Here is a 25105-nt window from a genome sequence, read left to right on the forward strand (position 1 = left end):
ATTCGAAATGATTGATAACTGGATAAAATTAATATAAGTTTAGTCATAACAAGGATGAAACCTTTTGTTGCGCCAACCGTATGTAATAGATAAGAACTCTTAAGGAGGGTCTCAACATGAACGATATAAAATATTTTATAACTCGACAATTTATCGGTTTCCCTATATTTATAGGTAGCTGGATCGCATTTCAGTCAGGACTAAATTTAAACTTCATGCTTTCTGGCTTATTGGCGATTGGAACATATGCTGTCTCCAATCAAATAATCAAAGTCGTTCAATCAAGGTTGATTGTTTCCAAATATGGTTTAACCTTTGCTGAATATCGACATATCAGAATGCAATTAAAGGAAGCGAAATTTAAACTTAATCAATTAAATGGATACTTCCTGAAAGTTCGCTCCATAAGAGCATTTAAGCAACTTTTTGAAATGAATCGTTTGGCGAAGCGTATTTTTCAAATTGTCAAAACCAATCCAAAAAAGTTTTATCAAGCAGAGCCATTTTTCTATGCACATCTGGACACTGCAGTGGAACTCACTTCTAAATATACTTTACTTGTTTCACAACCAGTTAAAGCAGCAGATGTTCAAATAGCCCTTCAGGACACACGGGCAACTTTGCTGGAACTTAATCAGGTAATGGAACAAGACCTTCGACAAGTGTTGTCTTCCGATATTGAACAATTAAAAATGGAACTAGATTTCGCCAAAATCTCACTGAAGAATCATGCATCACCTTTACTATTGAAAGGAGAATCACCAGATGACTCAAAATCCATCGACTTCTAACCAAACGAAAACTATAGATGATTTACTTCATTCACCTTTTGATATGCAACCTCAAAAGATGGCACAAGATCCTATTAACGAAAAGCTTCCAGTAAAGATTTTGGATCGATTGTCCGAAGAAGAAAAGCAAAAAGCATTGGCTCTTGCTACTCAAATACCTGCAGGAAATTATGAAGCCATTCTCACATATGGAGCGAATGCACAAACGGAATTGTCTTCGTTTTCTCACCAGATGCTGGATCATGTGCAAAAGAAAGATATCGGTCCTGTAGGCGATATTTTGAAAGATTTGATGGACAAGCTAGGGCAATTAAATCCTGAAGAATTATCTAACCAAAAAAAGTCTGGAATTAAACGGTTATTCGGCAAAGTCTCCCGTTCTGTTCAAGAATTAATGACAAAATATCAAAAACTGAGCACTCAAATCGATCGAATCGGCATCCAACTCGAACACTCCAAACGTGGACTGATTGAAGATGTTCAAATGCTTGATAAATTGTATGACCAAAATAAAGCGTATTTTCAAGCATTGAATATTTATATTGCAGCGGCTGAAATCAAACGGGATGAAATTCTAAATGAAACAATCCCTGCCCTGCGTCAAAAAGCGGAAGCCTCTTCTGACCAAATGGCATATCAAGAAGTCAATGATATGGCTCAATTTTTAGATCGTCTAGAAAAGCGCCTATATGATTTGCAACTTTCTCGTCAAATCACGATTCAAAGCGCTCCGCAGATCCGAATGATCCAACAAACAAATCAGACGTTAGCTGAGAAAATTCAATCATCTGTTATGACGTCCATTCCATTATGGAAAAATCAGATTGCCATTGCTTTGACACTTAACCGTCAAATGAAGGCTGTAGAAGCTCAAAAACAAGTAACCAAAACAACAAATGATTTATTACTGAAAAACTCCGAAATGTTGAAAATCAACAGTATTGAAACCGCTAAAGAAAACGAACGCGGTATCGTAGAAATTGAGACGTTGAAACAAACGCAGGAAAACTTGCTGCAAACGATTGAAGAAACACTGCGTATTCAAGCTGATGGTCGTGTGAAACGTAAAGCGGCTGAAGTAGAAATTGCACGTATGGAAGAACAATTGAAACAGAGATTGTTAATCGTCCATCAAGAACAAGAAAACCGTCCTCGCTAATGAGGACGGTTTTTTATTGTGTCACTTTACTACGAGATATAACATTCGTCGTAACAGTCTTAATGTCTGTGTTGTGAACTCATCGACATTTCTGGCAGTTGCAGTTCTTGGCCCGAACATCATTTGAAATAATTGCATTTGTTCTTCCACAGGTTGCTCTGCACTTAAATACAAATGAAGCATATGAATCCCTTTTTTCTCGATTTCAATGACTGCTTCTGCTGTATCGATAATACCATTTGCGGCATATCCATAAGCCGAAGGTTCTCCATCGGAAAAAAGCAAAAGAAATTTATGCTTCTCAGAGCGTTTCTGAAGTCTTTCCGCCATCCAGCGAATAGCCAAGCCATCCCGATTATCTTCGTGCGCTTCAAGCGATAGAACTTCAGCTGCATGATCCTTCAAACCGTCCTCCACTTGATGACAAAACAAAAATGTATTAGGTTGATTTAGTTCTGAGGCTTCATAAGCATCTTCATAGTAGGAAACTATATCATGCCGAATACCTAAATCCCGCAATACATCATGAAATAAAAGTACGGCTTTTTTCGTATCTTCCATTTTATCAATCATTGAAGCTGAGCTATCTACCAATAGGCCAAAAACCGCATCCAAAGGTAACGATGGATTATTTTTTTTATAGAATGGTTTTGGACGCTGTTCAGTTAACAATGAGGTTAGGTTCGGCATTAACCTACCTTTTGATAAATTTGTCCGTTTACTCTCTAGCTTTTGATCAATCCGTTTTCGCATTTCTTTTGTAAAAGCTTTCACAAACGGCTTTTGTTCTGCACGAATGGTTGAAATTTTGCTTTTCATCGAAGAAACTTCTTGAAGATCTATTCTTTTTTCCTCAATTGTCACGAATTGATGCTCATCACCGAATCGCTTGCCTGATTGTTTCGAGTATTTCTTTTCAGCACTACCATCTATTGTGGCATCTTGTTTCGATTTTTTATTGGAATTGGAAAAACCGACCCCTTCGCTTTGAATTTCATTGGAATCTTCCCCTTCTTCAAATCGGCCATTGTCTGTCTTCCCTTTATTTCCTTTTGATAAATCAAATTCTAAATGCGGCCCAGCCTGTTTCTCACTTTCACGATGCCACGACCTGAACATTTCTTCAATGGATTCCTTTGCAGTTTGATTGTCCGAATTTTGCTGATCGATTTCATGCTGACCTTTGGTTTCAAAAGCAGGTTCCATTAAGTTTTCATGTAGTGTCATGAACGTATGAGTCAAGTCCTTAGTCGACTCTTCTTCCAAGACATAGAGAATCTCCAGACAGATTTTGCAGCAGTCAGCTGTTGATTTTGCATCGTAAATAAATTCCCATTTTGCAAGGACTCTTTGGTAGTAGTCAGGATAATCTCCCGTTAACGCTGTGGCTTGCGAACCTTTACGAAGTGCTATATACAAATAATTAAATAGACTATCACTGATAAACCCTTTGTTGAAATTGACACTCATTTGCTGTTCATGGTAGGTCGTATAGACATCTTCCCTTACAGTAAATGCCTTGTCGGTACCGGGACGTTCTTGTCGGATCAAGTTGGAAAGTCTGAATTCTTCAGCACTCAAAGCGAGCTGCAAAGCAAATTCTTTTAGTGGAAAGTGCTCGACTTCTTTCTTGTACCGATCCCATGAAGGAAGATCAAAATGGCTCCAAAAACCAGCAGTCAGTAAATACAAATCGGACAGTTGTCCATTCTGCACAATATCAGGTTCCCGATGTTGCCAAAAATAGCTCATTGAAATCGCGCCTTCTTTCGGACGAAATTCCATCAATTTACGAACGGTCAATGTTAAATACGGTGCACGGCTTAATGCTCTCGCTAAATGTTCCAATTGAATCATTCGTCTTGCATTTACCGTTTCATTGTTAAATTGAATAAATCGATTGACTGATGACAATTAATATCCCTCATTTCACCCAAGTATTCGCGAGTTCCATGACTAATTCTTTTTCACTATCATCATCTAACTTCTCCGCAATGGCATAACGGATTGCACGAAGTGGATCGATGTGTTGAGCAAGCTCTGTCGCATCAAGTAAACTGCGAATGGAAGCAGCTTCTTCACTTAATAAACCATTCTGAACTTGAATGAACATATCTTCAGAGAGATGAAGCATTGTTTTTATCAGGTTATGTGATGCTAGAGGATATTCACGAACGAATAATTCTCGAAGGGGTTCACCGGTTAAATATGGGATGGCAAAAGAAATAAAACGATTTTTCAATGCTTCATTTAAAGGTGAAGTTCCGATATATCCCTCATTTATTGCGGCTATTACGGTAAAGTCTTTGTGTGCTTTCAACACTTCACCAGTATAAGGATTTGTCAGCATACGTCGGTGATCAAGGACACTATGCAGAATTGGCAAAGTTTCAGGTTTCGCCATATTAATTTCATCTATATATAAAATATGTCCATATCTCATCGCCTGAATTACGGGACCTTCTACAAAATCAATATTAGTTTGTCCATTAGCCTGCACCAACGTTTTAAAGCCAAGAAGTGCTTCTGCATCCAAGTCAACAGAACAGTTGATACTGTGCATCGGTTGAGCGAAATACGATGAAATTGACTCAGCTAATTTCGTTTTCCCAGATCCTGAAGGTCCTTTCAGTAAAACGTTTTTTTGTAGTACAACACTCAGTAAAAGATCCTCCCATAAATGCGGTAAAGGTGACATATATCCTCCTTGACCGATCAATGTTGAATGATCTTCTGAATGTGTTCTCTGCTTCCGAGAAGTTTGTGATTGTAAAATCAGTGATTGTGCATCCAATTATTATTCCTCCTAAAGAAAAGCGTACGGCTCCCCTCTTCATAAACTAAGCTCTGTCCTACTTTTTCTATTGGTTATCGTACATTTGCGGTAGCCGCATGTTCCTCAGTGGCCCAAATGAATTGTTGTTGCGTGGTGTTTTTAACCTTCGTTCCTTTGCATGCTAGGCGCAAATGCACTCATATTATTGTTATTTATTATGAACATTGTTTTACAGATGTTTAATGTCATTAACATAATGGGAATAAGCGCCACTCCTGCGGAAAAACGGGCATGCGAGACCCCACAGTGAGGCACGAGTGAGGAGGCTCGTCAGTTCGTCCGCGGAAAGGGCGCAGATTCCGAATTTTTTATATAAATCAATTGAAAAAGTTAGCATAGCTAAAAACAAAAAAACCGATGAAAGACTCATCGGTTATTCAAAATATTCTTTATAAAAGCCACCGATGTGACCACTATTATCTACAACGAAAATGAACTCTTCTGTTTCATTTTTTACTTCATATGATTTTCCGACAGTCAGTACATTCGATACAGAGAATTTTGCTGCGTTTGTATGAACGCAAGTGACTGTTTTAAGTGTAGGTGTCTCTTTCCAAACATTATGTAACATAATTCATCTCCTCAATTCTTACTCTCTCTAGTATAAGCATGCACTTAAAGATTATCAACAATCCATCATTCATAATTCGTTCAGTAGCTGTGAAAAGAATTGGCCAGGTAGACAGAATCGCTTTCCAGGTTGCACAAAATCATATATATGATTGAATCTCCTCCAGTTTGCACAAATCGAATCAAAAAAGCAGCTTCGCATAAGTATGCGAAGCTGCTTCCTATTTCTTAAGACTCCAACAACAAGTCTTCTGGGTTTTCGATTAATTCTTTAACAGTTTTAAGGAATCCAACTGAGTCTTTTCCATCGATTACACGGTGGTCATAAGATAGAGCCACGTACATCATCGGACGGATTTGAACTTCGTCACCGATAGCTACTGGGCGTTTTTGGATTGTATGCATTCCAAGAATACCTACTTGAGTACCGTTCAAAATTGGCGTAGACATTAGAGAACCGAATACTCCACCATTTGTGATAGTGAATGATCCACCTGTCATATCAGAAATTTGAAGCTTCTTGTCACGAGCTTTTTTAGCTAACTCGCCGATTGTCGCTTCGATTTCCGCGAAGTTTTTACGGTCTGTATCGCGAACGATTGGCACAACTAATCCTTCTTCAGTTGATACCGCAATACCTACATCATAGAACTGTTTCAATAGGATTTCGTCCCCATCAAGCTCTGCGTTGACATACGGGTATTTCTTAAGCGCAGAAGTAACAGCTTTCGTGAAGAATGACATGAATCCTAAACGGACATCATGATCTTCAAAGAATTTATCTTTCTTGCGAGAACGTAAAGCCATAACATTTGTCATATCGATTTCGTTGAAAGTAGTTAACATAGCAGTTGATTGCTTAACTTCCAACAAACGGTTAGCGATTGTTTGACGGCGACGAGACATTTTCTCGCGTTTCACACGGCTATCGTCTGCTTTTGGTGCAGCAGCTGCTTTTGGAGCCGCTGGTGCTGCTGGTGCTTGTTTAGGAGCATTTGAGTGTGCTTCCACATCTTGTACGCGAACGCGACCCATTGGATCTACAGTTGAAACTGCTTGTAAATCAATTCCTTTTTCACGAGCAAGTTTACGTGCAGCTGGACTTGCAATTGTGCGGTCTGTTGAAGAAGATTCTTCTTTAGCAACTGGTGCCGCTTGTTGTTTAGGAGCTGCTTCAACATCTTTTACTGGTGCGTCAGCTTCTGCAGGATCAGCTTCAACCGGGCTCTTAGTCGTGCTACCAGAACCTGAACCTTCACCAACAACAGCAATCACTTGGCCAACTTCGACTGTATCGCCTTCAGCAAAAAGTAGTTCTTGGACTACTCCTGCTTCTTCTGAAATGACTTCAACGTTTACTTTATCTGTTTCAAGCTCAACGATGAATTCACCTTTTTCAACTGTATCGCCTGGTTGTTTCAACCATTGTGCGATTGTTCCTTCTGTAATTGACTCTGCTAATTCGGGTACTTTAATTTCTGCCACTATATATTCCTCCTCTAATCAATACGTTCTAAAGTGAAACCGCTTCTTCAATAATGCGGGATTGTTCTGTTTTATGTGTTTCACCATCGCCCTCAGCTGGACTTGAACGTTTAACACGTCCAATATATCTAACACTCTTCGTTCCAGCTAAATCACGTAAGTATGGATCTGCAAATGTCCAAGAGCCCATGTTTTGTGGTTCTTCTTGTACCCAAGCGATTTCTTTCGCATTTGGATAACGTTCAACAATTGCTTGAATTTTTTCAGAAGGGAATGGATATAATTGTTCAACTTTAATCAAGTGAAGATGGTCGAAATCCTTGCCATCTTTTACTTTATCAGCTAAATCAATCGCCATTTTCCCACTTGCCAATAAAATTCTTTCCACTTTATCTGTTTGCTCACCAAGACCTCGTTGTTCCAGAACAGTGTCAAACTGGCCAGTTGTAAGGTCTGCTACTTCAGCACCCACAAGTGGATGACGAAGCAATGATTTAGGCGAAACAATAATTAAAGGTCTCATCGTTTCTTCTCCAAGCATTTTCGCTTGTCGACGTAAAATATGGAAATAGTTCGCAGCACTTGATAGATTTGCAATTGTCCAGTTATTTTCTCCGGCCATTTGTAAATAACGCTCTAAACGAGCACTTGAATGCTCTGGGCCTTGACCTTCATACGCATGTGGAAGTAACATGACCAATCCGGATTTTTGACCCCATTTTGAACGGCTAGCAGAGATAAATTGATCAAACATAACTTGCGCCATGTTTGCGAAATCCCCGTATTGTGCTTCCCAAATGACTAATGCTTTTTCGTTTTCTAAGTTATATCCAAATTCATAACCGACAACCGCTGCTTCAGTCAATGGACTGTTGTATACCACAAATGATGCTTTTGCATCTGAAATATGGTGTAAAGGAACAAGTTCTGCTCCAGTTTTTTCATCGTGTAAAACAAGATGTCTGTGTGCAAAAGTTCCACGCTGAGCATCTTGACCAGTCAATCGAATCGGATTACCTTCTTGGATAATCGAACCAAATGCTAATGTTTCTGCATGCGCCCAATCGATTTTTCCTTTTCCTTTAAAAGGTTCTTCACGACGTTTAAGAATTTTTTCAAGTTTCTTAAATGCCGAGAATTCTGAAGGCCATGATAATAATTCAGCATTCATTTTTACAAGTGTTTCTTCTTTCACACCTGTAGGAACTTCCGGATATCCATTCAATACAACTTCAGGGATGACAATATCCTGATGTACTGCTTCAGGCACTTCTCTTACACGATCATAAGCAGCTTGCATTGTTTTTTGAACGTCAGTAGCAAGTTTTTTCACATCTGTATCTGCCACAACTTTATCAGCAACCAATTGCTTGCCGTATAGTTCACGTACAGTTGGATGTTTGTGAATAGCATGATACATTGTTGGGTTTGTTACCAACGGCTCATCCATTTCATTGTGACCGAAACGACGGTAACCGATTAAATCGATTAGGATGTCTTTACCGAACTGTTCACGATATTCAAATGCCAGACGTGCGACTGCAATTACTGCTTCAACATCGTCAGCATTAACATGGACAACCGGTACTTCATATCCCTTGGCAGGGTCAGAAGAATAATGAGTTGAACGTGAATCGTAATATTCTGTTGTGAAACCAATCATGTTGTTGGCAATGATATGAATTGATCCACCAGTTTGGAATCCACGAATACGGCTATAGTTTAACGTTTCCGTTACGATACCTTGACCTGGGAATGCTGCATCTCCATGAATCAACACGGAATAAGCTGCTTTTGGATTTTGAACAGGTACACCTGTTTTTGTCGTTTTTTCTTGCGCTGCGCGAGTTTGTCCAGTAACGATTGGACTAACTACTTCCAAGTGAGAAGGATTATAAGCAAGTTTTACTTTTAGACCAGATTTAGCAGTATGCGTTGCACCCATGTGGTATTTCACGTCGCCAAACCAGCCAGTCGTAATTTTCAATGAATCATCTTTTGGCAAGAACGATTCATTTGGAACATGTGCAAAATCTGCAAACATCATGTCGTATGGCTTGTTAATAATGTGTGTTAAGACATTTAAGCGTCCACGGTGAGCCATACCGATTAGAATTTGTTCCGTTTGATATTTTTCGGATTGTCGAACTAATTCATCAAGCAAGACGACTAAGGTATCCAACCCTTCAATCGAGAATCGTTTAGCACCGACAAAAGTACGATGGATGAATTTTTCAAATCCTTCAATTTCCGAAAGACGTTTAAGCAACGCTTGACGTTCTTCAGTCGATAAAGTTAATTTCATAGAAGAAGATTCGATTTTTGATTGAATCCACTGACGTTCTTGTGGATTGATAATATGAGCGAATTCATAAGCAATCTTATCCGTATAGAAAGATTTCAAATGCTCAATTACTTGCAAGCCATTTTGAATATCTTTTGGAGCATTTTTCATTAATAAAGAAGCTGGAATCTCGATAAGATCAGCATCTGTCAATCCATATGAAGAAGGATCCAATCTTGTTGAATCTTTTGGTCGATCATTTAACGGATAAATATCCGCAGCTAAATGACCATGTGCGCGAATAGCGTCAGCTAATTGTACAGCTGCCAATACTTTGCCTACATGGTTCGGATCAACTTGCCCAGCTGCAGAGAAATCGACAAGATTTTCATCTGTAGATGGAGCCCCATACTGTTTAAAAAGTTCACCTAGTTCTGCGTCAACAGATTCTGGTGATTGCATGAACGTATCGTACATTTCCAATACATAACCTAAATTCGGACCAGAAAGTTTAGTCCATGGTGACCCGTTCGGTGACCCGTTTTTTGACATTTAGAAAACCCTCCAACTTTTGCCAAGCGGCATTTCCTATTTCTATTTAATAATCTACATTATTTTATCACGTTAGTTCTTGATATCAAAGGAATCGAACGCAATGCAAATGGCAGAACATTTTTTCCATTTCAATCTTACTACTCTCATAGGAAAATACAATGCTTTTTAGTAAATTAAGCAAACTTTTTCGTTAAGTCGAAATAACCCGTCATTTAGACAAGGATTCATCATTCTATTAGAGGAAGAACGAGTGAAAAAGTTGAGCCTTTTCCTAGTTCGCTTTTTACGGTTATAGATCCTCTCGCATTTTCCACAAGCATCTTTACAATACTTAATCCTAAACCGCTTCCGCCTAAATCGCGGGAACGGGCCATATCGACCCGATAAAATCGGTCGAATATTTTTGTCTCATGCTGTGGATCTATACCAATCCCCTGATCTTGTACATGGACAATAATATATTTTGTCTTGCGTTCATATGAGATATGAACTCGAGCAGGCTCTGTACTATACCGGATTGCATTGATTAACAGGTTTCGCATAATTTGTTGGTAAGCATTTGAGGAAATGAGTACATGCAATGACCGATCTATGGGAATTTTATGTTCAATGTATGCCGTTGGATAAACTTGAACTAGTTCTTCTATCACTTCTTCGGTTTGCTCGAGAATATTTGTTGGTGGTTGAGCTTTCATTTGTTCCCCACGCGCAAGTTCCAACATTTCATCAATCAACGTTTTCATTTGATGTACTTCTCGTAAAGATATTCCTAGTGACTCTTCCAAAATTTCCGGGTCATCTTTTCCCCACCGGTTCAATAAGGATAAATGCCCTTCCACTACTTGTATGGGAGTGCGTAATTCATGAGAAGCATCTGCCATGAACTGCTGCTGCTGTTCAAATGAATACTTCAATTTGGCCATCATGCTTTCATATACAATGATTAACTCGCCAATTTCATCTTTTGCGTCGTAGGAAATCGTTAATTCTTTTTCAAAACCATGAGCAACTACGTCATCCATAGTCATTTTCAAATCCTTGAGTGGCTTTAATAAGTAAGAAGCCAGAATGTACCCGATCCACCCAGACAACAGCAAAGCGCATACACTGAATAACAGCATCGCTGTCAAAATGTACGTCTTAGTGGATTGAAATGACTTTAACGGGTGCTCGAGTTGTATATACCCTTTAAATCGGCCGAGTCTAACGTTCCCGATTGCAGAAATGGATGAATTATCATAATCATTGAGAGCATAACCTTCTTCAGGAACATCGATATCTTTAAATGCTTTGAAAGTAGAAGTGTTATTGATTTGAAGCACTTCAATTCCATCAGCATTCAACAATCTCACGGTCTGGTCTTTATCGACAATTGATTTCATTAACCCTGTATTGGACTGAATGTCCTGAACGGTCAAAAAAGGACCTTGAGATTCAAAAAATGCCGTTAAATCCTGCATCGTTCGATTCACTTCTTGTTCTTCCTGTTGATACAACCAACCTTTTAATGCCACATATAAGATTATGCTCATAGTAGCGAAACTTAAAAAGATTACGGCTGCAGAACTGATTGCCCATTTTTTCTTCAACGATTGAGAAGCGATTTTCTGATTCAACTTTTTCCACTCATTCATTCACGCATCACATATCCGACCCCTCTGACCGTTTCGATATAGCTGGTTGCATGCTGGGGTAACTTTGAGCGTAAATGACGAATATAAACATCCACAACATTCGTTTCGATATCGGCTAAATATCCCCATACATTTTCTAGAATCAAATCTCTTGTTACCACACGATTTTTTTGTTGCATCAAATAAACCAATAAATCATATTCAGTTTTGGTCAGTTCAATATTTTGTTCGGCGACTTTTACAGTATGGGCATCCGTGTCGACTATAATATCTTTTATTTGCAGGCGCGCGGTCTCATGATTTAACTTGCTGGCTCTTCTTAAAACCGAGCGTATTCGAGCGAGTAATTCTTCAATCGCAAACGGTTTAACAATATAATCATCCGCACCCGCATCTAGCCCAGCTACACGGTCAATTACAGCATCCCGAGCTGTAATTAACAATATAGGTATTTGAGAAAATGAACGGATGCGCCGGCACACTTCAATTCCGTTCAGTTCAGGTAGCATTACATCCAGCAGGACAACGTCAAAATCATGAGTTTTGGCTGCCTCCAAACCTTCTCTTCCAGATATAACATGGACAACATCAAAATTCTCATGTCGCAACTCGAGCTCGATAAACCGAGCAATGTTTTTTTCATCTTCAACTAGTAGGACGCGGCTGTTCATCATCTTACCCTCTTCCATATTTTCAAAAGAACCGCTCCAATTATCGGACCGGTTCCCTAAGATTCATTCTGAATAATAAAGGTATTGATTTTTCCCCATACCTTTCACCTCGTATAAAGCTTTATCCGCTTTTTTCAACAATTCATCAATAGTGTTTCCACATTCAGGGAAGTAGACAATACCGATTGAAGTTGTAGGATGAAACGCCTGTTGTTTTATTAACCATCCTTTTTTCAAGGACGACTTGATGTTATGTATAATCTGATTGGTTAGTTCTATACGTTTATCCATGTCCATACACAAATCTGTTAATACAATAACGAACTCATCACCACCAATTCGTGCAACCAAGTCCTGTTGACGTACATTCTTTAATAAAGCTTCTCCAAACTTCCGAATGAATTCATCACCAACATCATGCCCGTAAGAGTCATTGATTGATTTGAAATCATCTCCATCCAAATAAAGGACGGCAATCGAAGTTTTCTTACATTCAGCACTATGGACTAATTTAGGAAATGCTTTCATTAAAAAACTACGATTGGGTAATTGCGTTAGGCTATCATGATAGGCCATAAACGTTAGATGTTCTTCAAGATTTTTACGTTCCGTAATATCTCTGGATACTATGACGTGTTGTAGTTTATCTTGATGTTCACGATTTTTCACCGCAACGATCGAGGTTTCAGTCCAAAGTTTAGATTCGTCTTTTCGGACGAACTGCAATTCCAAACGAATTTCATCATCCTCATTTACTCGTTTTGTAATGTCATCATCCCAAGTATCTTGAAATGGGTACGGCAACATATCACTGAACTTCTTGTTTGCCATGTCTTCTTTGGAAAAACCCAAAATACGACAGTGAGAAGGCGAAGTATATAAAATGTAGCCATTTTCATCCGTAATCGCGATTAAGTCATTTGTATTTTCAGTAATCAGATTAAACGTTTTTTCAATTGATTGAAGTTCAATCATCACATTCTTTTTTTCAGTAATATCAAATTGAATGATTAATACATTTTCTATGTTTTGCTGTTTATTATATAGCGGAATAACCGTTGTATCTCCCCAGTAAAACGTACCATCTACTGCTCGGTGCCGAAGTTCGCCGCGCCAAATTTTATCTTTAAAAACATCTCGCCACATGCGTTTCAATTGGAAGTCATTGTACTGATCTACCTGTAAAACCGTGATATGTTTACCTTTGATGTCTTTTCTCGCATTACCTGAAATATCTTCGAACAATTCATTAACATATTCAATGTAACCCTTTCGATTGGTCATTAATACCATGGCTGCCTTACTGATGGCACGTTTATAGCTCTCCAAAACATGTCTAGTATTACGCAGGCTTTCTTTTAAGACCACTTCGTCTGTAACTTCCTGAAGCAAAATATACATCGCTACATTTTCTCCGTTTTTCATAATCGGAGAGTAACTGACTAAGAATGTCCCTTTGTCTCCTGTCGATTTCATTCGTTTTACAAGAACTGAAGATTTTCCTTCGCCACGTAAATTGGAATAAAAGTGATGTTCCACTGAACTGCGTTCTTTGATAGGAACGAAAGGCAAGTTAAGGAAATGTTTACCTCGCCATTCCTTGAGTCGATAGCCAAACACTTCTTCGAATTTAGGGTTCATATCGAAAATCTTGCCTTCATTCGTTACGACAATGGTCGGATCTACATTCATATTCAGGAGTGATTGCATAAATAAATATTTTTCTTCAATTTCTTTCTGAAACGATACTTCCTTTGTAATCGCCAGTATATATGTACCTGAATCTGTGATTATTGGCTTTACAATTGTCTCATTAACCAACTCTAAATCTGAAAACAAAAAGAAATCTTGATAAGTTATGACTTTATTTTCATTAATCGCTTGCATGTAGTGCGTCTGAATTGATTCACAATGGGAAGCGGACACCATTTCGTGCAACTTTGATTGAATTGGGTTTTCTTTGAAAATGAGTCTAGCACTATGATTGACAAATAAGTATTCAAACGAGTGTTCCTTTTGAATTAAAAAGAACACTAAATCTGTAGAATCTCCATATAATAAATCAAACTGTGCTTGAGTGAAAAAATATTCCATTACATTTCATCTCCTACATGTCCGATTCGCTAGACCATCCATCTTTTACTTTTTGTTTTGCCAGTTGTTCTAATTCTTTATATTCCTCTATTTCATCATCATGAAGGATCTTGGAGTTCCAGTTGAACTCCCCATCGTCAGATAGTATTCCGGTATAGGTAGCAAAAAACGTTGCATTTCCTATCAGTGAAAGCTGCGAAGAAGTATCGCTTTGTTCAATCGCACACTTAACAAATCCTCCTGGATTATAGACCGTTGTTTCCCCATAAGGAACGAGTTTAATTGTGGCAGCTACTAAAGCAGAAGCTGTCATGGCTGTTCCACAAGCATTTGTAAATCCTACACCACGTTCATAAGTCCGCACAAAAATACTAGTATCATCTACTGGGTGAACAAAGCTTACATTTACACCATCAGGGAAAAAGATATTTTCTCTATTAAATGATGCAGCAAGTTGTTCTTGAAAATGGGTATCTTCAATATACTGAATAGGAACTATACCTATTAAGTGAGGATTCGGAACCGACACTGCGGTAAAGTGAATATCGGAAGAAAACTCGGGCATTATCTCATTGATGATTTGATGGCTATTTTTATAGATCATTGGTAGTGAAGACAGCTCAAATGATACCGGTGAAATTTCTACTGAATATGTATCTATACTGTTGAAAATAGAATCTACTTTTCGTACAGTCAAGTCTGCTTTCATTGTTTCTATTGTTGCAGTCTGTTTACCAGTCTTGTTTAATACAAATCTCGCCACACATCTTAATCCATTGCCACACATGGATGCTTCTGAACCATCCGCATTATAGACGCGCATTCTCGCATCCACACGGGTCGATGGCGAAATAATCAATAAACCGTCCGCTCCATTTTCTTTTGAAGGATCGCACATCTTCTGTGCAGTTAAGGTCCAATTGTATGTTGTGTTTTCTACTTCTTCATGTAAATAGAACGTATTGCCTGAACCGTGGACTTTATGAAATATTAAGGTCATGATAATCCCTCCAGATACTCTATCTTTTCATCATAAATCTAAACGAAAACGGTTACAACTATTCGTTCAAATTAAAGGCATAATCTTGTAACAAAACTTACACATTTTTAACGTATTTTTTTCTTTGCATTTTGAAAAAAAATTAGTATAGTAAGAATGCAAACAAACAATTTCATAAAGCGATTTTATTCACCATAAATCGTGAGGGAAGGCAAATGGTGCGCCACCAGCAAATATGACTGGTTCTAGTGGGTTCGATTCCCACCCCGAAATTTTTTATGCAACACAAAATGAAAAATTTCGAGGGGTTAGAACCAGACATCTGTCTTGATCTACCCTGGTACGGAGGCGTTAATTATGATTAAACGACGAGAATTACACGAATGCACTACTTTATTCGAGTATTTATCACACCCATCTGTCTTCCCTTTTGTTCGTCACAAAGCGACTTCTGCTGATGAATTTATGTTCATGACGAAACAGATAATGGAAGAAGAAGAGCGTGGAGAAGTAATTTCACGCACAATTACTGACGATTACGGAATGCCAATTGGGACCATTAATTTATATGATATTCAAGATCATGCAGGTTTTCTTGGGACATGGATTGGTCACCCTTTCCAAGGAAAAGGTTTTAATCAAAAAGCAAAAAACTTATTTTTGGAAGAGCTGTTTTATCAGCACAATATCAATACCGTATTCCTACGGATTAAAAAGCATAACGAAAAATCCATTCGTGCTGCTGAAAAATTGCCTTACACGATGAATGCAAAAGAAAGTCACCCTGCTTTATTGGAAGAAATCAATGCAGGTGCACATCAATATGAGTTATATCAAATCCCTAAAGATTTATTCTACATGGCAACGGCTGCTTCTAGGTTCACTGGAGAAGAAGAAGAACAAGCGATGTAAGAATAAAAGCGGAAAGCGTCTCTCTAGCCTGGTGCTGGAAGCAGACATAGAATTCCTCTAAAAAATGAATATATCTGTTAATGCCTTTGCTTGATTAAATAAAAAAATACCGTCCACACACGTTTATGGTGTATGGACGGTATTTTATTTTGCGTATGAAGTAATAAGACTGACCATTTCATTCGGCGTTTTTGGAAATTCTGAACTTTCCATTACTTGTTGGATATGTTCTGTGCGTTCTTTAACATCTTCCAACGCAGCCATAAATGATGCTGGGGTTACTTCTTCTTCTTCAATTACAGATGCCCACCCATGTTTCTTAAATATCTGGGCATTTAAAAGTTGATCTCCACGACTTTGTAGTTTTGTTAATGGGATTAACAACATCGGTTTGCGCAAGGCTAAAAATTCAAAAATGGAATTTGACCCTGCTCGGGAGATAATAATATTAGCGGCATGCAACAAATCAGGCAATTCGTGTGTCACATATTCAAATTGTTTATACCCTCTTATGTTGTTTAATGATTCATCCAATTTGCCTTTTCCACACAAGTGAATGACATCATATTTTTTAAGCAACTTAGGAAGATTACTTCGAATGGCATCATTCACTACTGCTGAGCCTTGACTCCCACCCATAATGAGGAGAACGGGTTTAAAGCCTTCAAAACCACACAGACGCATTCCCGTTTCTTTTCTCCCTTCAAACAATTCCGAGCGAATAATGGAGCCAGAACAACTGGACTTTTCTGATGGTAAGTGCTTTAACGTTTCCTGGAAGACTGTAAAAATATGATGGGCAAATGGCATCGCGATTTTATTTGCCAGTCCTGGAGTTACGTCAGATTCGTGAATTACAACTGGAATGTTAGCTATTTTACCTGCCATTACGACAGGAACGGATACAAATCCACCTTTTGAGAAAATTACGGAAGGTTTTACTTTTTTTAATATGAATAAAGCTTCCAGTAATCCTTTCATGACTCTTAGTGGATCCGTGAAGTTTTTGACGGAGGCATAACGTCTTAATTTGCCACTTGAAATGGCATGATACGTAATATGAGGAAAAGCATCGCGAATCAATTCCAATTCAATGCCATCTTTGGAACCGATGTAATGTATTTCAAATGATTGCTCTTCTAATGTCGGGATAATTGCCTGGTTCAATGAAACATGACCAGCAGTTCCCCCTCCTGTTAATACAATGGTTTTTTTCTTCATGTGTAAAGCTCCTATCTAATAAGCCACTCGATCGTTATAAAAATCATGAGGCAATTTGGCAAAATCAAGCTGCTCTTATAATCTACCCTTTACATAATATACACCATTTAAAGCTTTAACATGAACGTTATCTTCAAAACGATGGAATCCATTCACATAATGTAAAAGTGAATAATACGACTATTTCCATATCCACGAACCCTTAGAAAAATATGATATACTGGGGAAAATTTGTAGAAATTCAAGGTGATCACATATGTATGAAACTTCAAATCTAAAAGAAAAATGGTCACGGATGCTTAAAATTATTTTTCCGATTTTAGTGACTCAAGTGGCATTATACTTAATTACTTTTTTTGATATTTTAATGTCAAGCAGGTATGGGAGTGAGGACTTGGCTGGAGTAGCGGTAGGCTCCTCATTATGGATACCTGTTTATACCGGACTGGCAGGTATATTATTGGCAATTACCCCTATTGTCGCTCAACTAGTTGGAGCGAAAAAAAAGGAAGAAGTCCGACTGGTTGTCCAACAAGGTTTATTTCTGTCTCTTGGGTTGTCCGTCCTTACCTTAATTGTCTTATTTTTTGTTTTAGAACCGATCTTGCAATCTATGACATTGGAGAACCGTGTAGAAGAAGTTGCCAGTTCGTTTATAAAAGCGATTAGCATCGGCATTATCCCATTATTTGCTTACAATGTTTTGCGTTCGTACATGGACGCGCTTGGAAAAACAAGAGTTTCCATGATTATCACCTTATTATCTGCACCTATAAACGTGTTTTTTAATTATTTATTGATTTTCGGAAATTTTGGCTTTCCGGAACTGGGAGGGGCCGGAGCTGGTTATGCTTCTGCCATTACCTACTGGCTCATTTTTCTTATAGCAGTTGGAGTGGTACATAAACAAAAACCTTTTCAGCAATATGAGCTTTTCAGAAATTGGCAACGTGTACAGTATTCAAAATGGCGCGATATCAGTAAAATTGGTGTTCCTATTGGTTTGTCAATCTTTGCGGAAACAAGTATCTTTTCTGCAGTTACGTTGATGATGAGTACGTATAGTACGGCAGTTATATCCGCCCATCAGATTGCTTTGAACTTTACCTCATTAATGTATATGGTTCCATTAAGCATTTCTATTGGTACTACTGTCCTGGTTGGATATGAAGTTGGAGCGAAGCGCTTTAAAGATGCAAAAATTTATAGCTGGTTAAGTGTTAGTACTGCAGTAATGTTCAGTTTCCTCTCAGCATGTATTTTGTTCTTTTTCAAGGAACAAATTGCCGAATTGTATACTACAGACGAAACGGTCATCCAATTAACCATACAATTCTTTATTTTTGCAGCACTATTTCAATTATCCGATGCGATACAAGCACCAGTGCAAGGAGCTTTGCGAGGTTATAAGGATGTAAATGTTACATTCATCATGGCCATTATTTCCTATTGGATCATTGGTTTGCCAGTAGGCTATCTCCTATCGAAGTTCACTGAATTGGGACCGTTTGGATATTGGATTGGTTTAATTGTTGGTTTATCTGCCGGTGCCATCACTTTATCCTTAAGACTCATCCGTATTCAGCGCAAAAAAGATGTCGCGTCCCTTTAGGACTGCGTCATCTTTTTTTTCGTATGAATAACCTTTATTATGGGTTGCACAAAAAGAACGGTTTTCAGAAATTCGAAAACGGTTCTTTTTTTGTCTCTGTTAAGTTTTATGGTTGATTTTTTTAAAAAGATTAAAGGGAATCTGCTTGCTTTCCGCGGACGAACAGGATGTTGGTCACGAAGGCGTTGTCGAAAAATGAGACCCACAAGTATGTGATTTTCATACTCGTTGGCTCATGCGGAACTTTCGGCTAGCGCAAATGTACGATTAACTACCATATCGTTTAACAGAGCCTATATTTTTAAGATTTCAGGAGTTCCCGATAGATTTTGAGATATTGCTGCGAAGATGATGACCAGCTAAAATCAAGATCCATTGCGTGCCCTACTAAGTTTCTCCATTTGTTAGGCTGGAAGCGGAAAAGTGCAACCGCTCGCTCAATCGTATATAGCAATTCGTGGGCATTATAATTAGCAAAGCTGAATCCATTTCCTTCTTCGGTTATTTCATTATAAGGAATAACGGTATCCTTCAGCCCACCTGTTTCTCGGACGAGCGGCAAGGTTCCATAGCGAAGTGCGAGCAACTGTCCTATGCCGCACGGCTCAAATTGGGATGGCATCAGAAAAAGATCGGAACCGGCATAAATTTTTCGTGCCAATGCTTCATCAAAATATAGGTTTGCTGAAACTTTATCGGGATAAACTTCTTCAAAATACCTGAATGACTCTTCATACTGCTGATCGCCAGTACCTAATAACACAATCTGGACATTCAAACCGATGATTTCATGGAAGACATGTAGAATCAGATCTATGCCTTTTTGATCAACTAGTCTGGTAACCATAGAAATTACTGGTATATCAGCGTTTATAGGAAGCCCGAGTGATTCCTGAAGGTGCTTTTTATTTACAGACTTCCCCTTATAATCGTCGAATGGAAGGAATAAATTTTCATCACGTTTAGGATCATAGGAGTCATTGTCAATTCCGTTCACGATTCCACGAATATCGGCGCCTCTCTTTCGTAAAAACCCATCAAGTCTTTCTCCATAAAAGGGAGACTGTATTTCGTATGCATAGGTTGAACTTACAGTAGTCAAGCGATCAGCAAAGGCCAGTCCTCCTTTAAGGTAACTGACATCCCCATAAAACTCTAAGCCATCCATGTGAAAATAAAGTTCGCTTAAATCCAGTAAATCGGAAAGCACTGATTTAGCATATACACCTTGGTAACGTAAATTATGAATGGTAAACACGGTTTTGATTTCCTGATAATATGGATTATTTTCATAATGGGCCTTTAAAAGAACAGGAATCAAGCCTGTTTGCCAATCATGGCAATGGATGATATCTGGTCGTTCCTCTAAGAATGGCAAAGCCTCCAGCACGGCTCGAGAAAAGAAGGCGAAACGCTCACCATCATCCCCAAAGCCATAACTGCCATGCCTTTTAAAATAATATTCGTTATCGAGAAAGTATACTGTTATCCCCTGATAATGCAGTTTTTCAATACCACAAAATTGACGTCTCCACCCTAAAGGCACTTCAATGCTTTTGATCCATTGCATTTGTTCTTGAAAATGTAACGGAAGATCGCCATACTTCGGTAATATAACACTGACGTTGGTTCCCTTTTCATGTAAAGATAGAGGCAAGGCGCCTATGACATCACCAAGTCCCCCGGTCTTAATAAATGGGACGCACTCTGAGGCTGCAAATAAAACATTCATGCTGGGTCCCTCCAGTTTAAACTACTTCTTCTTTTTTGATTACCGTCGGCTTATTTCTCGCTGTAATGATTTGATTCCTTGTTATGATTACTTGTTTATCAGTAATAACATTTTCGATATGGGCTCCGTCTTCAATCTCACCTCTTTGCATAATGATACTGTTTTTAACGACAGCACCTTTCCTTACTTTTACGCCACGGAAAATAATACTATTTTCGACGGTTCCTTCAATAATACATCCATTGGCAATTAAGGAATTAGAAACCTTTGAGGAATTTGCATATTCGGCAGGTGCTTCATGTTTAATTTTAGTGAAAACTTCCCATGAATCATAAAAATAGTTACGAAGAATTTCTGGGTTAAGAAATTCCATACTACTAGCATGGTATGTTTCTAAGGAGTGAATAAACGGCATATTACCAGTGAATTCATATCCTTGCACTTTAAGATTTATCAAATTTGCTTTTACAATATCTTTCAAAAAATCATATTCATCATACTCAATACAATTCTTAATTAAATCTATTAATAATTGCTTTTTAATCACATATGTTTCCAAACATATATGGTCACCTTTCTTAGGTGACGTATAAAGGTTTATATCACGGACTTCGCCGTTTGAATCTAGTGAACATTGATGATAAAGAGGTCTTTTCACTGACTCCCCATCATAATCCTTATACAGAACTGTAATATCAGCTTCATTACTTTCGTGTTCTTTAATCACTTCGTTAAAGTCTATTTTACAAATATGATGACCAGGAGCAATAATTACTGTATCTGCAGTTGCCCGTTGGAAAAATTCTAAATGATCGTAGAACTGCTGTAAATCTCCTTTAATTTTTTCATCGGGATGAATTGAAGGAAGAATGAATAAACCTTGTGAACGGTGATCAAGATCCCATTCCTTTCCAGAACCTAGATGATCCATCAACGATCGATATTTATCTTTTGTGAATATCGCAACCTTGCTGACGCTAACATTCATAAAGTTAGACATTGTGAAATCTATCATACGATAGCGTCCTCCAAATGGTACGGAAGCCAGACAACGATGCTGGGTCAGTTCTTTTAAAATAGGCCTTTCATTTACGAGATTAATTACACCTAATACATTCCTCATTTAAGGCTACCTCCTATTATAAAGATTGCAGCAAAGCACTTTCCGAAGAAATCCGCTGATTTTCACCAATTAAGGTAAGCCCTTGTTTAGAGTCAAAGACTATTGCTCCATCTTCGATAGTTGTACCGCTACCGATTATAGCCCTTTCGATTATTACATTTTTCCCGATTTTCACATTTGGCATTATTACGGAATCCTTTACGATAGAGCCGCTTCCAACTTGGACATTATAGGAAAGAACAGAATGATCGACCTTCCCAAATACCAAACACCCTTCATTGACTAATGATTGTGTCACATCAGCATCCTCAGATATATATTGTGGAGGGTGGTTGGCATTCCCTGCATATATTTGCCAATTCGGGTCTCCTAGCTTGAATACAGATGGTTCTTCCAATAAATCCATATGCGCTTCCCACAGGCTTTCAATCGTACCGACATCTTTCCAATAGCCTTCAAATCGATACGCTTGTAAATTTGCTTCATCATTCAGCATCTTTGGAATAATGTCTTTTCCAAAGTCATTAGTCGAACTGCTATCCTGTTCGTCTTCTGTTAAATACTTTTTGAGATGATTCCAGTTAAAGAGATACACACCCATCGAAGCCAAATTACTTTTTGGATGTTTAGGTTTTTCATCAAATTCAATAATTTTATCAGTTTCGTTTGTATTCATTATGCCAAAGCGATTTGCTTCTTCCCAAGGTACCTCTATGACAGCAATGGTCGCATGTGCACCCTTATTAATATGATCTTCAAGCATTTTATTATAATCCATCTTGTAAATATGATCTCCTGAGATAACAAGTACATATTCCGGGTCATTATGATCAATAAAATGGAAATTTTGATATACAGCATTTGCAGTTCCTTTGTACCATACACCACCGTCTTTCCCCTGATAAGGTGGAAGTATAGAAACCCCGCCGTTATTACGGTCAAGATCCCACGGGCGGCCGTTACCAATATATGAATTCAAAATATGCGGACGATATTGGGTAAGTATGCCGACTGTATCAATACCTGAATGTGTACAGTTGCTTAAGGTAAAATCGATAATCCGGTATTTGCCTCCAAAGGGTACTGCGGGTTTAGCTAAGTCACTCGTCAATTCCCCGAGTCTTGAACCCTGACCACCTGCTAAAAGCATTGCAACCCATTTTTTAGATGCCATTTGTATTGAATCCCCTTTGCCTTGTTTTTGTTTCTTTCATGAATATAGCAATCCCTAGCGGCGGTACGGTTATTTCCAGGCTGCAGGGCTGATTATGAAGCGGGATCTTACTGGCATGCATCGGGGTGGAGTTCAGCTGTCCCGATCCGCCAAATGATGCGGCATCACTATTAAATGCTTCAAAATATTTCCCATTGGACGGAACCCCAATTTGATAGTTATAGTAAACATCGGCTGAAAAATTACAAACAACAATGCAATAATCCCCCTTCCGTTTTCCTTTTCTCATAAAAGTAATCACGCTTTGTTCTGCATTGTCTGCATCAATCCATTGAAAGCCAGCTTGCTCATGATCCAGACGCCATAGGGAATTGGTTTCCTGATAAAATTTATTTAATTCTTTATAGTATCGATAAAAAGTGGAGTGAGCGTCAAAATCTAAAAGCTTCCAATCCATTTCTTGTCGGTATTTCCATTCGTCAAACTGCCCAAATTCACTACCCATAAATAAAAGTTTTTTTCCTGGATGCGCGAATAAATAGCCAAATAAGAGGCGTAAATTTGCGAATTTTTGCCAATAGTCGCCTGGCATTTTATTTACTAATGACCTTTTTCCATGAACCATTTCATCATGTGAAAATGGAAGGACAAAATTTTCCGAAAATGCATAGAAAAATGAAAACGTTAAAAGGTGATGATGCTTTGGTCGTTCGTTTATATCAAGCTTCATATATTTAAGTAAGTCATTTGACCAGCCCATATTCCATTTATAATTGAATCCAAGACCGCCTGTACTAGTGGGACTCGTAACCAGCGGCCATTCGGTAGCTTCCTCTGCCATCATAAGGGCACCAGGATACTTCTGGAAAATAGTTTCATTTAACTTTTTCAAGAATTCGATTGCTTCAAGATTTTCTCCGCCACCATACTGATTCTTCAATTTTACAGGAAGTGGATTATCATGATTAAGATAAATCATTGACGAAACGGCATCAATCCGAAATCCATCAACATGATAGATATCCATCCAAAACATTGCGTTTGAGATTAGGAAGCTGATGACTTCGGGCTTGCTATAGTCAAAGCTATACGTTCCCCAGATTGGCCTCTCGGCGCGCATGGGATCTGCTGATTCGAAGAGAGGCGTTCCGTCGAACCTCCCAAGACCATGGCCATCTTTGCAAAAATGGGCAGGCACCCAATCAAGAATTACACCAAGGCCCTTCTGATGGCATTTGTCTATAAAATACATTAATTGCTCAGGTGTACCGTATCTGCTAGTTACTGAATAATATCCAGTTATCTGGTAACCCCATGAACCATCGTACGGATGCTCCATGACAGGCATCAACTCAATATGTGTAAAGCCATTATCAATTGCATAATCGACTAATTCGTCTGCAAGTTCTTGATAACTATAAAACTCACCATTTTCTTTTTGTTTCCATGAAGCCAAGTGAACTTCGTAAATCATCATCGGTTTGTTGTAAATATCTTTCTTTATTCGCTGTGTCATCCATTTTTGATCTTGCCATTCAAATGTAGTTAAATTGTAGATGATAGATGCTGTAGCAGGTCGCTGCTCCGAATAAAAGGCATACGGGTCTGCTTTTAATTCCTTCCGCCCATCCGGTCCTGTAACCTCATATTTATAAATGTCTCCATGTGCAAGCTCGGGAATAAATAGTACCCATATTCCAGAATTAGATAAACGGTCCATTCGGTTCTGGGTACCATTCCAATTATTAAAATTACCCACGACGGATACCTGCTTTGCATGTGGAGCCCAAACCGCAAAACGCACACCTTGAAAATCGTTCTCATGAATGATATGAGCGCCGAGCATTTTATAGCTTTCAAACAGTGTTCCTTCATGGAAAAGATATACATCAAAATCACTTGGGTATGGCCGGTTATTCAACTCAATAATTCCTTCCATTTCAACACCTCTTTCATCCTATGATTATTTCTATTTATTTACCATTTCTTCTCTTTAATTATTCGCCATCTATCAAAAAACACCTTTAAATTGTTTAGATTTTTGTAATAATTAAGAATTTTAGACAAAATAAAAAATCCTTCATGGATTGGAGGATTTTTTATAACATTCTATTTTCGTGAACTCTTCTTATATTCGGGTAGCTGTACATTAGTTATTAGCTGAGTTCCCACACACCATACTTTTTCAAATTTTGAGAATGACTGATGTCAAAAGTGGATAAAAAATATATTATTTCTGTTCCAAAAGAAAC

Annotated in this window: 18 protein-coding genes; 4 read left to right on the forward strand and 14 right to left on the reverse strand. The window is 38.3% G+C overall.

Going from position 1 to position 25105, the window contains the following annotated elements; all coding sequences use genetic code 11:
* The first annotated feature begins 116 nt into the window (after positions 1 to 116).
* Positions 117 to 791, forward strand: a complete 675-nt coding sequence (locus MHH33_RS09970; protein WP_342541646.1) for a 5-bromo-4-chloroindolyl phosphate hydrolysis family protein — start codon at positions 117 to 119, stop codon at positions 789 to 791.
* On the forward strand, positions 766 to 1950 hold the full coding sequence (locus MHH33_RS09975) for a toxic anion resistance protein (protein WP_342541647.1): 1185 nt from the start codon (positions 766 to 768) through the stop codon (positions 1948 to 1950). Before MHH33_RS09970 ends, MHH33_RS09975 begins: the two co-directional genes overlap by 26 nt.
* A gap of 21 nt (positions 1951 to 1971) precedes the next feature.
* Here the strand turns inward: MHH33_RS09975 and MHH33_RS09980 are convergent, their stop codons facing one another.
* The 9 genes from MHH33_RS09980 to dapF all read right to left on the reverse strand — a co-directional run bounded on the left by MHH33_RS09980 (position 1972) and on the right by dapF (position 15079).
* A complete protein-coding gene (locus MHH33_RS09980) occupies positions 1972 to 3864 on the reverse strand; it encodes a hypothetical protein (RefSeq protein ID WP_342541648.1) in 1893 nt (630 codons plus the stop codon).
* 10 nt (positions 3865 to 3874) lie between these two features.
* Positions 3875 to 4744: a MoxR family ATPase gene (locus MHH33_RS09985; RefSeq protein ID WP_342541649.1), complete on the reverse strand. Its 870-nt coding sequence runs from the start codon at positions 4742 to 4744 to the stop codon at positions 3875 to 3877.
* A gap of 415 nt (positions 4745 to 5159) precedes the next feature.
* On the reverse strand, positions 5160 to 5357 hold the full coding sequence (locus MHH33_RS09990) for a DUF6501 family protein (RefSeq protein WP_016427309.1): 198 nt from the start codon (positions 5355 to 5357) through the stop codon (positions 5160 to 5162).
* Between the two features lie 227 nt (positions 5358 to 5584).
* The gene (gene odhB, locus MHH33_RS09995) at positions 5585 to 6841 is read right to left on the reverse strand and encodes a 2-oxoglutarate dehydrogenase complex dihydrolipoyllysine-residue succinyltransferase (RefSeq protein ID WP_342541650.1); all 1257 of its coding nucleotides are present in this window, start codon (positions 6839 to 6841) and stop codon (positions 5585 to 5587) included.
* A gap of 28 nt (positions 6842 to 6869) precedes the next feature.
* Positions 6870 to 9677 carry a 2-oxoglutarate dehydrogenase E1 component gene (locus MHH33_RS10000; protein ID WP_016427311.1) on the reverse strand — a complete coding sequence of 936 codons (2808 nt, stop codon included), beginning with the start codon at positions 9675 to 9677 and terminating at the stop codon, positions 6870 to 6872.
* A gap of 230 nt (positions 9678 to 9907) precedes the next feature.
* Positions 9908 to 11314, reverse strand: a complete 1407-nt coding sequence (locus MHH33_RS10005) for a HAMP domain-containing histidine kinase (protein WP_342541651.1) — start codon at positions 11312 to 11314, stop codon at positions 9908 to 9910.
* Complete coding sequence (locus MHH33_RS10010) at positions 11311 to 11985, reverse strand: response regulator transcription factor (protein WP_342543759.1); 675 nt, start codon at positions 11983 to 11985, stop codon at positions 11311 to 11313. The genes MHH33_RS10005 and MHH33_RS10010 overlap by 4 nt, the downstream gene beginning before the upstream one ends.
* A 63-nt stretch (positions 11986 to 12048) precedes the next feature.
* A complete protein-coding gene (locus tag MHH33_RS10015; RefSeq protein WP_342541652.1) occupies positions 12049 to 14079 on the reverse strand; it encodes a PAS domain S-box protein in 2031 nt (676 codons plus the stop codon).
* 13 nt (positions 14080 to 14092) lie between these two features.
* Positions 14093 to 15079 carry a diaminopimelate epimerase gene (gene dapF / locus MHH33_RS10020; protein ID WP_342541653.1) on the reverse strand — a complete coding sequence of 329 codons (987 nt, stop codon included), beginning with the start codon at positions 15077 to 15079 and terminating at the stop codon, positions 14093 to 14095.
* A 357-nt stretch (positions 15080 to 15436) separates the two neighbouring features.
* Between dapF and MHH33_RS10025 the strand changes: the two genes are divergently transcribed.
* The gene (locus tag MHH33_RS10025; RefSeq protein ID WP_342541655.1) at positions 15437 to 15991 is read left to right on the forward strand and encodes a GNAT family N-acetyltransferase; all 555 of its coding nucleotides are present in this window, start codon (positions 15437 to 15439) and stop codon (positions 15989 to 15991) included.
* Between the two features lie 144 nt (positions 15992 to 16135).
* Here MHH33_RS10025 and MHH33_RS10030 read toward each other — a convergent pair whose 3' ends face one another.
* Positions 16136 to 17212, reverse strand: coding sequence for an undecaprenyldiphospho-muramoylpentapeptide beta-N-acetylglucosaminyltransferase (locus tag MHH33_RS10030; RefSeq protein ID WP_342541656.1), 1077 nt, complete (start codon positions 17210 to 17212; stop codon positions 16136 to 16138).
* A 256-nt stretch (positions 17213 to 17468) separates the two neighbouring features.
* Here MHH33_RS10030 and MHH33_RS10035 point away from each other — a divergent pair, with 256 nt between their 5' ends.
* Positions 17469 to 18824: an MATE family efflux transporter gene (locus MHH33_RS10035; protein WP_342541657.1), complete on the forward strand. Its 1356-nt coding sequence runs from the start codon at positions 17469 to 17471 to the stop codon at positions 18822 to 18824.
* Positions 18825 to 19125: 301 nt separating this feature from the next.
* Here the strand turns inward: MHH33_RS10035 and glgA are convergent, their stop codons facing one another.
* Genes glgA through glgB form a run of 4 tightly spaced genes read right to left on the reverse strand, consistent with a single transcriptional unit; the run spans position 19126 to position 24792 of the window.
* Positions 19126 to 20556 (reverse strand): glycogen synthase GlgA, encoded by a 1431-nt coding sequence (glgA, locus tag MHH33_RS10040; protein ID WP_016427319.1) that lies wholly within the window; start codon positions 20554 to 20556, stop codon positions 19126 to 19128.
* A 16-nt stretch (positions 20557 to 20572) separates the two neighbouring features.
* Entirely contained in the window at positions 20573 to 21679 is a 1107-nt protein-coding gene (gene glgD, locus MHH33_RS10045; RefSeq protein ID WP_342541658.1) for a glucose-1-phosphate adenylyltransferase subunit GlgD, read from the reverse strand.
* A 16-nt stretch (positions 21680 to 21695) separates the two neighbouring features.
* On the reverse strand, positions 21696 to 22853 hold the full coding sequence (locus MHH33_RS10050) for a glucose-1-phosphate adenylyltransferase (RefSeq protein WP_016427321.1): 1158 nt from the start codon (positions 22851 to 22853) through the stop codon (positions 21696 to 21698).
* On the reverse strand, positions 22843 to 24792 hold the full coding sequence (gene glgB / locus MHH33_RS10055) for a 1,4-alpha-glucan branching protein GlgB (RefSeq protein WP_342541659.1): 1950 nt from the start codon (positions 24790 to 24792) through the stop codon (positions 22843 to 22845). The genes MHH33_RS10050 and glgB overlap by 11 nt, the downstream gene beginning before the upstream one ends.
* Between the last annotated feature and the right edge of the window lie 313 nt (positions 24793 to 25105).

Source organism: Paenisporosarcina sp. FSL H8-0542, from assembly GCF_038632915.1.
GTDB lineage: Bacteria > Bacillota > Bacilli > Bacillales_A > Planococcaceae > Paenisporosarcina.